The organism is Acinetobacter sp. YH12227 (genome assembly GCF_013417785.1).
GTDB classification, from domain to species: domain Bacteria; phylum Pseudomonadota; class Gammaproteobacteria; order Pseudomonadales; family Moraxellaceae; genus Acinetobacter; species Acinetobacter gandensis.
On record NZ_VPDH01000040.1, the window covers coordinates 1 to 12127 of the forward strand.

At 38.9% G+C, this 12127-nt stretch carries 11 protein-coding genes and 1 pseudogene; 6 read left to right on the forward strand and 6 right to left on the reverse strand.

Going from position 1 to position 12127, the window contains the following annotated elements; all coding sequences use genetic code 11:
- Positions 1 to 98 (forward strand): annotated as a pseudogene (locus tag FTV09_RS10180) (IS1 family transposase); the annotation flags it as partial.
- Between the two features lie 95 nt (positions 99 to 193).
- On the opposite strand, the gene FTV09_RS10185 reads toward FTV09_RS10180, so the two are convergent.
- On the reverse strand, positions 194 to 373 hold the full coding sequence (locus tag FTV09_RS10185) for a hypothetical protein (protein WP_067765840.1): 180 nt from the start codon (positions 371 to 373) through the stop codon (positions 194 to 196).
- 514 nt (positions 374 to 887) lie between these two features.
- On the opposite strand from FTV09_RS10185, the gene FTV09_RS10190 reads away from it, so the two are divergent.
- From FTV09_RS10190 to FTV09_RS10200, 3 genes are all read left to right on the forward strand, one after another.
- The gene (locus FTV09_RS10190; RefSeq protein WP_180058251.1) at positions 888 to 2003 is read left to right on the forward strand and encodes an OmpW family protein; all 1116 of its coding nucleotides are present in this window, start codon (positions 888 to 890) and stop codon (positions 2001 to 2003) included.
- A gap of 212 nt (positions 2004 to 2215) precedes the next feature.
- Positions 2216 to 3424 carry an MFS transporter gene (locus tag FTV09_RS10195; protein ID WP_067765846.1) on the forward strand — a complete coding sequence of 403 codons (1209 nt, stop codon included), beginning with the start codon at positions 2216 to 2218 and terminating at the stop codon, positions 3422 to 3424.
- 350 nt (positions 3425 to 3774) lie between these two features.
- Entirely contained in the window at positions 3775 to 4731 is a 957-nt protein-coding gene (locus FTV09_RS10200) for a TauD/TfdA family dioxygenase (RefSeq protein ID WP_180058252.1), read from the forward strand.
- A gap of 96 nt (positions 4732 to 4827) precedes the next feature.
- Here the strand turns inward: FTV09_RS10200 and FTV09_RS10205 are convergent, their stop codons facing one another.
- Entirely contained in the window at positions 4828 to 5523 is a 696-nt protein-coding gene (locus FTV09_RS10205; RefSeq protein WP_373687701.1) for a LysR substrate-binding domain-containing protein, read from the reverse strand.
- Positions 5524 to 5547: 24 nt separating this feature from the next.
- Positions 5548 to 5736, reverse strand: coding sequence for a LysR family transcriptional regulator (locus tag FTV09_RS18085; protein ID WP_257222877.1), 189 nt, complete (start codon positions 5734 to 5736; stop codon positions 5548 to 5550).
- 102 nt (positions 5737 to 5838) lie between these two features.
- On the opposite strand from FTV09_RS18085, the gene FTV09_RS10210 reads away from it, so the two are divergent.
- Positions 5839 to 6690 (forward strand): pirin family protein, encoded by an 852-nt coding sequence (locus FTV09_RS10210; RefSeq protein WP_180058253.1) that lies wholly within the window; start codon positions 5839 to 5841, stop codon positions 6688 to 6690.
- An 85-nt stretch (positions 6691 to 6775) separates the two neighbouring features.
- On the opposite strand, the gene FTV09_RS10215 is transcribed toward FTV09_RS10210, so the two are convergent.
- The gene (locus tag FTV09_RS10215; protein WP_180058254.1) at positions 6776 to 7843 is read right to left on the reverse strand and encodes an alpha/beta hydrolase; all 1068 of its coding nucleotides are present in this window, start codon (positions 7841 to 7843) and stop codon (positions 6776 to 6778) included.
- A 232-nt stretch (positions 7844 to 8075) separates the two neighbouring features.
- Here FTV09_RS10215 and chrA point away from each other — a divergent pair, with 232 nt between their 5' ends.
- On the forward strand, positions 8076 to 9308 hold the full coding sequence (chrA, locus tag FTV09_RS10220) for a chromate efflux transporter (protein WP_180058255.1): 1233 nt from the start codon (positions 8076 to 8078) through the stop codon (positions 9306 to 9308).
- A gap of 82 nt (positions 9309 to 9390) precedes the next feature.
- On the opposite strand, the gene FTV09_RS10225 is transcribed toward chrA, so the two are convergent.
- Both FTV09_RS10225 and sthA read right to left on the reverse strand, forming a co-directional pair.
- Complete coding sequence (locus FTV09_RS10225) at positions 9391 to 10506, reverse strand: AAA family ATPase (protein ID WP_180058256.1); 1116 nt, start codon at positions 10504 to 10506, stop codon at positions 9391 to 9393.
- 142 nt (positions 10507 to 10648) lie between these two features.
- The gene (gene sthA / locus FTV09_RS10230; protein ID WP_067765861.1) at positions 10649 to 12064 is read right to left on the reverse strand and encodes a Si-specific NAD(P)(+) transhydrogenase; all 1416 of its coding nucleotides are present in this window, start codon (positions 12062 to 12064) and stop codon (positions 10649 to 10651) included.
- Positions 12065 to 12127: the final 63 nt, after the last annotated feature.

Below are 12127 nucleotides of genomic sequence, written 5' to 3' on the forward strand. Positions count from 1 at the left end.
GCGGTTTTAGAAAGAGTTGTAATTTCTCCAAAAAGATTGAAAACCATTTTAAAGCCTTCGACTTAACCTTTTTTTACATCAATAATGGTTTCATTTAATGTCAGCATACTTTTTGAAACACCACCAATAATTTTATATCACCTACATAAATACACTTATAAAAAAGCCAGTCACTAGACTGGCTTTTTTAAGTTTAACGTTTACCCATTGAGCGACGCGTTCCGCGTGGCGGCATCCATGTACGGTCAGCATAACGCTGTGGTTTTGGGCGCATGTCTTCAAATACTTCATCAGAAGAATTTTCTTCAACTTTTTTCACTGGAAAAGGCAAATTAACAATAGCCTTCTTCTTGGGAGGGTTTTGCGTACTCATTGGAATAACTCAATCAAATCTGCCGCTATTGTACAAAAAAAATAGCATCGCGGCTAATCGCACTACATTTTTAAAAAGCCTTACAAGTGAAAACCGCAATTGATGAGGCTAAGCAATGTAATTCATCAAAATAATTTGTTTGAACAAAATGTTCATCCAACTATCAACCAACGAACATCAGCTTTAAAAGTCTTTTTAGAGAACAATCTTTATAAGCCCATAAATTTTTCTTGAAAAGTACATTAATTGTATTGACCTAAATAGCTAAGCACCCTGTCAAAAAAGTCAATTAAAATCATATTTAACAAATAGATAGCCATAAATAAAATAGATCAAAACTGCTTATTTGTTACACAAACACTTCACTAAAGTTAAAGGATAAAACATTTTTCTTACTTTGTTACAGGAAGCTTACTTGATCTATTGATATCTATAACATTTCCACAAGTATAAATTTTGAATAATGGGCTCTTAGAAAAATTATTATCAATTTACGGACATGGAGTCCTTTAAAATGAAAAAAAGTGTATTGTGCATTGCTGCGTCTATGGCTGCCCTTCCTATCCTCAGTCATGCCGACTCACCATATTTTAGTTTAAAAGATGGCGATGGCTTTAAGCGTTTTTCAGTTTCTGTAGGTGCTCTACATGTAATGCCTCAAGGTAAAGCGCAGCCTTTTAATGTAAAAACTGCTGCTTATCAAGGCATTGAAGCACCTGTAGGTGCAGTTGGTATCGATACAGTAAAATCCAACCTTGATCCAGCAATGGGCTCAAACTCAACGACCACAATTATTAATATCCTAGATGGTATAGGTGTTGATACCTTACCTGCATCACTCAGTGGCTCGGCAAAAATTAGAGGTTTAGGAGATTGGAATAATCCAGGAACCGGCCTTGAAGCTGATGATGTCACTACACTAGGTATTATGACCAATTATTTCTTTACCGATAATATCTCATTTGAAATGAAAGCAGGCATTCCACCAAAAGTAGACTTGCAAGGTAAAGGGAAAATTTATGCCCCATTCTCTGCAACTGCAACACCAACTTTAGGATCAATTAATTTAACTTCAATTGATCTCAAAAATGACATTGAAGTGACCGATTTAGAAGCTTATGGAGCAGCGGCATCGGCTCGTGCATGGACGCCTGCCTTTGAATTCCAATATCACTTTGGTAAAACAGGTGTGAATAAATTCCGCCCATACCTTGGCGTAGGTTTGATGTATGCATATTTTAACGAGCTAGAAATCAATCCACAGACAGAAAAAGATCTAATTAAAGCTGGTCACATGATTGCAAATATCAAAGATGGTAATGCTGGTCGGGCTTTAGAAATTGCTGCATTAGGCAAAGGCGTTGCTGTACCTTCAAACCTTGCAAGTGAAGGTTCAGCTCCAAAGGTGAAAGTAGATGCATCTGATGCATTTGCACCAGTTGTTACAGCTGGCTTTACTTATGACTTTAATGATAAATGGTTTGCTGTAGGTTCTGTTTCGTACGCTCATCTAAAAAATGATACAACTATTACCGTTACTAATACTAAACACGGTAAATTAATCAAATCTAAGGCTAATATTGAAGTGAATCCTATTCTTGCCTATGCCGGCATTGGTATGCGTTTCTAATTACAATGAAATACTCATAAGGCGACTTCGGTCGTCTTTTTTATTGTTCATATTTATATTCATCTTTCACAAAGCTTTGCCAAACCTTCGATATCTCAATTGTTTTATCGGTAATTTATAAATTTATTTTATTGTTTGGTGAATTAATTTTAATCGTAAGTAAACGATGAATCGAATACCATGAGTACAAATTTAAAAATGTAGACTGAGTTATGTCTGATACTCACTTTTCTAAACCACTCATATATATGCTCATAGGTAGTGCCATTATTTTGGCATTGTCTTTAGGCGTACGTCATGCTTTTGGTTTATACCTTGTCCCGATGAGTGATGAGTTTGGTTGGGGACATAATGTTTTCAGTCTAGCAATTGCCATGCAAAACCTCATTTGGGGTGCGGTTCAACCAATCACAGGTGCTTTGGCAGATAAATATGGCAGTAAAATTGTGGTGGCTGCGGGTGGTGCACTCTACACCATTGGACTGTTGCTCATGGCGGTCAGTTCTACAGGCTTATTACTCAACTTAAGTGCAGGTTTAATTTTAGGTTTAGCTCTATCAGCAACCTCTTTCCCTATTTTACTTTCAGCAGTGGGTCGAGCAGCGCATCCTGAGAAACGTAGTTTAGCCATGGGGATTGCAAGTGCGGCAGGTTCATTCGGGCAATTTATTATGCTGCCCTCTACACTTCTGTTACTTCAAAAATTCGGTTGGTCATCTGCATTAGTGGTCAGTGCCATTTTAATTGCTTTAATTATTCCTTTAGCATGGATGCTTAAAGCACCAATGTATGTGTCACCGACTAGCAGTACGAACGAGACGTCACTCAGCTTTAAACAAATATTAAAATTGGCTTGGGAGCATAAACCATTTTGGTTTTTGGCCTTAGGCTTTTTGGTCTGCGGTTTTCAGGTAGTCTTTATAGGTATTCACTTGCCCGGCTATTTAATTGACCATGGTTTTAATGCAACAACTGGCACTATCTTTTTAGCCTTAGTCGGTTTGTTTAATATTGTCGGTACCTATACAGCTGGCTGGCTTGGTGGAAAGTACTCTAAACCTAAACTATTGATGGGTTTATACGGACTCCGTGGCATTGCCATTATTGCCTTCTTATTGCTACCACTTAGCACATGGACAATCTATGCCTTTGGTATCATTATGGGCTTATTATGGCTCTCTACTGTACCTTTAACCAATGGGATTGTAGCCAATATGTTTGGTGTTAAATATTTATCAATGCTCAGTGGTATTGTATTTTTCACCCATCAAGTTGGGTCATTCTTTGGAGGCTGGCTGGGTGGTGTGAACCACGATATGACTGGTAATTATAATGCGGTATGGATGTTTTCCATTGCATTAAGCATATTTGGTGTACTGGTACATTTCTTTGTAAATGAGGAGAATGTCATAAATGACTGATTCTATGATTTGGCTTCGAACAGTTATTGTAGCGGCTCTCATTCTGCTTTTTGCACTGGCTTTCGCGTTATGGTCACACACGCCTGAATTATTTGAATATTTTAATCAAGCCTTTTGTGCACACTAAACCAGCCCTGATCACTTGATAAAGTTAATACAACTGCTGTTTTTTCAACAGAACTACAGCAGTTTTTTCGCTAAAAATCACAGTATTAAATAAAAGCTGCATTTTCAGCATCTTAGTATAAATAATCTATTTATTCATAAACTTAGAATATTTTTTGATTTTTCATCTGCTTTTTTATTTCCTAGATTAGTGCTCAACAGATAACAAATTGAGAACTTTTGAAATGACGGCACTTACACAACTTTCACAAGCCATTCACGATGCTCCTCGCTGGCATCAAGCAGAACAATTTCAAGATGGTTCTGAAATTCGTATTGAACCACAGCATGACCAAGCTTTGGGGGCAGTTGTGTATGGTTTAGATGCACGTAAAGCGCAATCTGGTGAAACCATTTATCGTTTAAAACAAGCTTTAGCTGAGCACTTAATTCTAATATTTAAACAACAAACTTTAGATGATCTACAGTATTTAGCCTTTGCGAGTTACTTTGGCTCTATCTTCCGCCCAGGTGCAGACATTCCTGTATTAGCGTCACAAGATGAAACAGGTACACCGCCCGATGTGGTTCCGGTTTCCAATGCTGTCGGTAAGGGTGACTACACGGGACATGGCGAATTGGCAGCGCATGCAGACCATCAATGGACACCACTACCTTCGTTTGGATCTCTACTCTATGCCATTGAGCTCCCTCAAGATGGCGGTCAAACTTCTTGGTTTAACACTATTCGTGCCTATGAAGCATTGGACGACGCAACCAAGCAGCATTTAGATCAATTACAATTAATTACTTACAATCCGTTTGTCCGCGCCAAAAGTAACAAAGGTACCAATGGTTATGGATCAACCCCACTGTATCGTTTTAAAGATCAACCTATTGTAGGTCACGCGTATCCACACCCGCTTGTACGCACCCATCCTGAAAGTGGTCGTAAAGGTTTGTGGTTAAATGAGCGCTCAGAAGTTGAGTTGGTCAATTATGACGACCAAGCTGGCAGTGAACTGATTGCATCACTACGTGAACACTTATTAAAGCCAGAGTTTCGTTATGAACATCAATGGCAAGAAGGCGACATTGTTTTTTGGGATAACCAAGCAACGCTCCACTCTCGTCGTCCATTTCCATCTGAGCAACGTCGTTTACTCAAACGTATTAGCCTTGCAGGAAGTCGCCCATATTAAGCACTTTAAAATGCAAACAATGCCATAAAAATAAATAAACCAAGAGCAGCACCCAAAATAAAAAGAAGTCCCAAAATAATAATAAAGCTGCTCGAATTATTGACCTATTTCTAAGGCTTTAAAGCCAGCAATAAAATGATCAAGTAAGGCACGAACTGCGGGTAACATACCTTGTCGTGACGCATAAGCAATATGAATCACTCCTTGTGGCAATTGCCATTGGGGAAATAATTCAACCAGCTCTCCTAATTTGAGCTCATCGCGTACAAAAACTGTCGGCAAGGATGCAATTCCAACCCCAGAAAGTGCTGCCGATTTCATTGCACTAAAACTATCTGTTCTTAAGCGTGGATTAAACACGACTTGTTGGACTTCACTTTTTTCACGATGACGAAAGTCCCAAAAATGCTTCGGGCGATCAAAACCAATACAAGGCAGTGTACTGAGTTGTTCTAATTCTGTTGGCACGTCACGGCTTGTAAAAAGTTTTGGTGAAGCCACTAAAACATGATTCCAAGCGTCAAGATCACGCACAATTAAATCACTATCCAATAAAGGCGTATTGCGTACCCGTATAGCTAAATCTACCCCTTCCTCAATCACATCCACCCGATGATTAGTCGCCATCAAATGTACACTGACATCAGCATATTGCTGCATAAAATCCGTGACCATTTTCGCTACAGGCATTTCGACCAAAGCGACAGGACACGAAATTTTGATCATGCCACAGAGCTGATCATTTAATGTGCTGTAAACAAAATTTTCAGTTTCAGTTACTTCATCTAAAATCTTTAGACAATGTAAATAGAACTGTTATCCTATTTCAGTCACAGTAAACTTTCGCGTATTGCGTTGAATTAAACGCACACCTAAACGCATTTCAAGCTCTGAAATACGTCGTGAAAGCTTAGATTTGGTTATCCCTAAAGCCTCACTGGCTTTGGTATAACCCTGAAATTTGACCACTTGCACGAAGTAGTAATAGTCATTTAAATTTTGCATGTTTGTTTCATTTTTAGAATAATCTATTGCGGTTTTCGCCCTGTCATTGTCTGACTATACCTCAATAATAGAACACAGAAGCAAATAATTGAGGGCGTTAACATGAATACTATACAACGAGTTTATCAAAGTGATCGTAGCACTTGGGTCGGTGATGGTTTCCCAACAAACTCCATGTTGCCAATGCATGAAATGGGAAATCAAACCAGTCCATTTCTAGTCATGGGGTATACCGGTGCATATCAATTTTCTCCTAGCAATCATCAACGTGGTGTAGGTTTACATCCGCACCGTGGCTTTGAGACAGTCACAATTGTGTATGAAGGTGAGCTTGAACACTTTGACTCCAAAGGCAATCACGGCAGCATTGGTAAAGATGAAGTGCAATGGATGACAGCAGGTCGTGGCATTATGCATGAAGAGCATCATTCTAAAGACTTTGCTCAATCAGGCGGCACTTTAGATATGGTACAGCTTTGGGTTAATTTACCTAGCCATGCCAAAATGTCTGATCCGCGTTATCAAGAACTCACAGCAACCAACATTGCTGAAGTAAAACTTGCAAATGAAGCTGGTTTGGTTCGGGTGATTGCTGGTGAGTTTGAACATATTCAAGGTGCAGCAAAAACATTTAGCCCAATGAATGTTTTGGATGTTCGTTTAAATACAGATGCCAAACAAACATTCAGTTTTAATCCACAGTGGAACAGCATGATATTTGTGCTTAGTGGTTCAATTGAAATTGATGGTCAAGATTATGCACCTATGCAAACGCTTTATATCAATCAGACTGCGACAGAAGTAACCATTCAAGCCAATGCATCCAGCAAGTTGCTAATTTTGAGTGGTGAACCATTAAATGAACCGATTGCTGCACATGGCCCGTTTGTCATGAACACCAATGAAGAAATTCAACAAGCGTTCTATGACTTTCAACATGGTCATTTTACTTAAATATTTTTAACTTAGTTTGCAATTAAAAAACCCACTTTATCGTGGGTTTTTTAATTCTGGGCCGCTAAATCCAGTTTTTATATTTTTAGTTTTTATCTTGCACATTACGTTGATAAAAAGCATCTATTGCTTTCACCATCTGATCTAAGCCGGGTTGTTCAAGTGGGTAATGCCCTGCATTTTTCAGCATGACGATATTAACAGGAACCTTTCTAATCCGACTCAAAAAAGGCTGGCTTAGTGCAAGTGGAGACCAATGATCTTGTTGCGGCTGCGTCAATAAAATTGGGCAAATATCAAAATCTTCAGGCTGCATTTTATTTTTATAATACAAATAAGAATCCAAAAATTGGATTGAAACAGCATTTCCGGCGGATGTACGATCCTTTAAAAATACATCCAAGGCCTCGTCATTATTCACTAATTTATGCATTTTACTCACCCAACGCATGGGTAAACGTATCGAGGCAAGTGGTGTTTTCGCAGTGAGATGGTTGATCGGACTGCCTACCCGACCAATAAACTTATTGATTGAAACTTCATTACGAACTTGCGGATTTGACGTATCTAAAAAGGTCATACCTACGATACCTTTGACATGTTTATTTTTGGCAGCGACATGGTAAGTCAGCATCCCACCGGCACTTAAACCATATAGCATAATTGGTCGATTATCTTTTTGTCGTTCGACTTCGATTAAATCATTACCGGCTTGCACCCAATCATCATATTTTACCTTTTCGCTTTGTTTTACTTGTGTCAGACCATAACCTGGCATATCAATGGCAATCGTTTCATAACCATGCGCTGCTAAAGGTTCACCTAAAATCATCGACATTTGGCGACCATTGGTTCCCACGCCATGAAATAAAATGACTTTCACTTTTGCGTTCGGATTACGATAGGTGTCGAGGTGGATATTGTGTCCTTGCCAAGACCACCATTCTTCGGTGGGCAAGTTTTTTTGAGTAAGTTGATATTTCGCAGGTAGAAAACCATCAATCTGCTGCCAAGCGGCTTGATTTGCATAAGTCGGAAGCTGCTCTACAGTTACATCCGTATTGGCAAAAGAAAATACTGAAATGCATGATGCAAAAAGACCAATAAACCCTTTGAAGATTGCGACTAGTTTTTCTAAAAACACATTAATCATGTTCTACATACTTATTTTTATATTTGGATTGCAAGAATCCTAAGCAGCTAATTCACTGTACGCCATGTGTTTTCAGGACATCGCTGAATAAGGATTGTATATTTATCGTTGTTCAAGCAAAGTACCTGAAAAATTAAACTAAGCCTCACGCCATAAGTTTGAAATAATAAAACTTTAATATTCAATCCTAATCTAATTTCTTTATCACAATTCACAGTTAAAAATTCATTGTATGACCACACCAGCACCTATGACTAAAGCACAATTATTTCTCACTTTTTTAAAATTGGGCTGCATGGCGTTTGGTGGTCCTGCTGCACATTTGGTTTTATTTTATCAATATTTTGTGCAGCAAAAAGCTTGGTTATCTGAACATGAATATGCGCATTTATTAGCATTGGCACAAATTCTACCTGGACCAACCAGTAGCCAAGTCGGCATCGCCATAGGCTATCACTTACATGGTTATCGTGGCGCTCTATTTGCTTGGCTGGGTTTTACGCTACCGTCAGCCTTGTTAATGTGTTTAACCGCTTTTCTTGGGCTACGCTTTTCAAATACTTTAAATCACCAATTTTTTCATGTGGTACAGCTCATCGTATTGGCAGTTGTAGCTTGGGCATTTTGGCAAATGATGCGTAGTTTTTGTAAAACACCCATACAATATGTTTTGATGATTCTTTCAGCCATTTTTGTATATGTCGTCAATATATCAATCAACCAAATCTTAGTGATTATCTGTGCGGCATTTATTGGTTTTATTTTCTACTATTTTAAAAATTTCCAAGCCGCGTTAAAACCAGAACCTGCACAACAAAACCAAAAAAGAATTGAACCGATCAGTAGTTACCCAATTAAATGGTCTTGGCTTTGGTTAATTGGATTTTTTGTTCCTTTTATTGTGCTTCCACTCTTCTCAGACTCAGGTCATAGTCTGCTTTGGCATAGCTTAGAAAGTTTTTACCGTACTGCATCCTTTGTATTTGGTGGCGGTCATATTATCTTGCCATTTTTACATCAAGACTTTGTCTCGACTGGTCAAATCAGCAATCAAAATTTTGACCTTGGCTATGCAATTGCACAGTTGATGCCAGGCCCTTTATTCAGTTTTGCCACTTATCTTGGCACTTTGTTGCCCATGACTTCATCTGCGCTAGTGAATGCAATACTTGCGACCATTGCTATCTTTCTGCCTTCATTTTTTTTACTTTTTGGATTACTACCCTATTGGCGTAGACTGATGCAATATCAAATCATTTTTAGCATGCTACAAACAGTCAATGCAGCTGTAGTGGGTTTACTACTCTGTTTGCTTATTCAAATGAGTCAAAAATATGTGCTGCAATGGTTAGACTTAGTTTTTGTGATATGCGTAATTGCATTATTACGCAGCAAGTTTCCCGTTTGGTTGAGTTTAATAGGCAGCTTTGGCGTGTACTATGCTGTGCTTATATGTATCGGCTAAGATTAAATGCTGAGTGAATATGCTAGAAATGCAAAGTATTGTTGAAAAAAACTAAACTCACTTTGAGTTTGAACAAGCAACTTTAGTCTTCCAATTCTTCAATATTTGACCCAACCACAACAGTTTTACCGTCAATCTGATCAAGCTGATAATGTTGTACTTCACTATATTGTTGGATCATTTCAACCAACTCAGTGGAATGTGTAGTCAACCAAAGTTGCGTATATTGACTCGCCTCTGCAATCAACATGGCTAAAGCTGGCAAAAGATCAGGATGCAGACTATTTTCAGGTTCATTCAATGCCATGAAATTAGGTGGCCTTGGACTAAGCAGTGCAACTGCCAAACATAAAAATCTAAGTGTGCCATCTGAAAATTCTGCACTTTCAAGTGGTCGTAAAATGCCTTCTTTTTGCATTAACATTTGAAACCGACCACCCATTTCCTGAACATAAAATTTAGTCTTTGGAAAAGCTTTTTCCAAGACCTCAAATAATGCCTCGGTATTACCTCGTTCACGTAAAGTTTCGAAAGCCGCAGCTAAATTAGCCCCATCATGTGCCAGTATCGGAGAGCGAATTCCGACTTGGGGGACACGTATAGGCGAATATCCACTCACAGAAAACTCATGATAAAAACGCCAATTTTTCATGGTCTCACGAACTTGTGATACTTCAGGATATAAATGTGGATCAGACAATTGCCCAAAAACAGACTCTTCAGGTGTAAGCGACAATGGATACGAAATTCGCTGCTCATCAACATTTTTAAGAAATGCCGCTTGGTTTGTTCGTTCTAGTAATTCACTTACCTTACGTCGTTGATAACCACGCAGCCAAATGCCTTCTTTTTTCACCAATGGATCGAGTGCAAATAAAGTAATAAGCGGCTCTGGAAAACCGATTTCGAGCTGATATTCATAGTGTTCCATTTCTACTGCGAGTTTCATCCGTTTCGGATCTTTGGCACGATCACCAGCGCGATGCCCACCTGCCCACATAATTTTTTGAATCCCGCCTTCATTGGCAATCGCTTGCGACAACTGCCCATTCGCTGCTTCATGCAACAAACGCACAGCTTTATAAAGATTGGATTTACCACATCCATTCGGCCCACTGACTATATTCAGTCGTGACAATGACAGCTTCAAATTATGTATGGATCGAAATCCTTGAATACTCACAGCACGAATCGTCATTACAGCCCTAGGATATATATTGTTTTGTTGATTGTATTTTAATCATACGCATTGATCTATATGTTGTTTGATAGCTTATTTGATATCAATAAAAAACCCGCAAGCCTAAACTTACGGGTTCGATGCTAATTAGCAAAAAATTTTAGAATAAACGGTTCATACCATTTAAGGTTGCAACGCGATACGCTTCAGCCATCGTTGGATAGTTGAATGTCGTTTCCACAAAATACTTAATGGTATTTTTTGGACTGTTCATTACAGCTTGGCCAATATGGATAATTTCCGAAGCATTATTACCGAAACAATGTACGCCTAAAATTTCTAAAGTATCACGATGGAATAAGATTTTAAGCTCACCCACGGTGTCACCAGTAATTTGTGCACGTGCCAAATGACGGAAAGATGCTTGCCCCACTTCATACGGAATTTTTTCTTCAGTTAACTGTTGCTCAGTTTTACCAATCGAAGAAATTTCAGGAATCGTATAAATACCCGTTGGGATATCGGTAACTGGTGCGATACCTTCTTCACCGCTCATATTTGAACCTGCACAACGACCTTGGTCATAGGCAGCAGAAGCAAGTGATGGCCAACCAATAACGTCACCCGCAGCGTAGATATTTTCTACTTCTGTTTGGTACTGATCGTTGACTGTTAATTGACCACGGCTATTTGGCTTAATGCCCACATTTTCAAGCCCTAAACCATCTGTATTACCAGATCGGCCGTTACACCATAAAATGGCATCGGCTTTAATTTTCTTACCACTTTGCAAGTGTAGAACTACGTGATCATCATGAGTTTCCAAATGATCAATTTGCTCATTATGACGAATCAACACACCCTGTTCACGTAAGCGATATGACAAGGCATCAGAAATTTCGTCATCCAAGTAGCTTAATAATTTGTGTTGGGTATTAATCAGATCTACTTTATGGTCTAGACCAATGAAAATTGATGCGTATTCACAACCAATTACACCTGCACCATAAATAATAATTTTTTGGATTGAATAATCCAGATCCAAAATTTTGTCTGAATCAAATACACGTGGGTGATTGAAATCAAGCGCAGCAGGACGGTAAGGACGAGAACCTGTCGCAATCACTAATTGTTGGAAAACTAAAGTTTCTGTAACGCCTTCTGGGCTAAAAATAAGCACCGTATTTTGATCTTGAACATACGCACGACCATGATAGATATCAATCTTATTACGATCGTAAAAACGCGAGTGAGTTTCAACTTGTTGTTGAATCACTTTATGAGCATTACGTAAAACCTGCTTCATCGTAAACTGTTTCCAGTCACCGACTTTTTGGAACATAGGATCACGTTGGTAACGTAAAATGCTTGAAACTGTCTGACGCAGCGCCTTACTTGGGATAGTACCGACATGGGTACAGTTACCACCAAGCTGTTCACGCATATCTACAATGGCAACTCGCTTACCAGATTTAGCAAGTTTCATTGCAGCGCCTTCACCAGCAGGGCCAGAACCGAGAACAACCGCATCGTATTTCACGAATGTTCCACTAACGACCTCTTTCTTACGTGGCATTCAACGCTCCTTAAGCAAATATATCTTTAATCTAGGCTCTATTATGACGTATATCCTAACTTT

Excerpts from the sequence above, each read along its gene's own strand:
- FTV09_RS10185 (WP_067765840.1), bottom strand. The coding sequence starts at position 373 with ATGAGTACGCAAAACCCTCCCAAGAAGAAGGCTATTGTTAATTTGCCT.
- FTV09_RS10190 (WP_180058251.1), top strand. The coding sequence starts at position 888 with ATGAAAAAAAGTGTATTGTGCATTGCTGCGTCTATGGCTGCCCTTCCT.
- FTV09_RS10195 (WP_067765846.1), top strand. The coding sequence starts at position 2,216 with ATGTCTGATACTCACTTTTCTAAACCACTCATATATATGCTCATAGGT.
- FTV09_RS10200 (WP_180058252.1), top strand. The coding sequence starts at position 3,775 with ATGACGGCACTTACACAACTTTCACAAGCCATTCACGATGCTCCTCGC.
- FTV09_RS18085 (WP_257222877.1), bottom strand. The coding sequence starts at position 5,736 with ATGCAAAATTTAAATGACTATTACTACTTCGTGCAAGTGGTCAAATTT.
- FTV09_RS10210 (WP_180058253.1), top strand. The coding sequence starts at position 5,839 with ATGAATACTATACAACGAGTTTATCAAAGTGATCGTAGCACTTGGGTC.
- FTV09_RS10215 (WP_180058254.1), bottom strand. The coding sequence starts at position 7,843 with ATGATTAATGTGTTTTTAGAAAAACTAGTCGCAATCTTCAAAGGGTTT.
- chrA (WP_180058255.1), top strand. The coding sequence starts at position 8,076 with ATGACCACACCAGCACCTATGACTAAAGCACAATTATTTCTCACTTTT.
- FTV09_RS10225 (WP_180058256.1), bottom strand. The coding sequence starts at position 10,506 with ATGACGATTCGTGCTGTGAGTATTCAAGGATTTCGATCCATACATAAT.
- sthA (WP_067765861.1), bottom strand. The coding sequence starts at position 12,064 with ATGCCACGTAAGAAAGAGGTCGTTAGTGGAACATTCGTGAAATACGAT.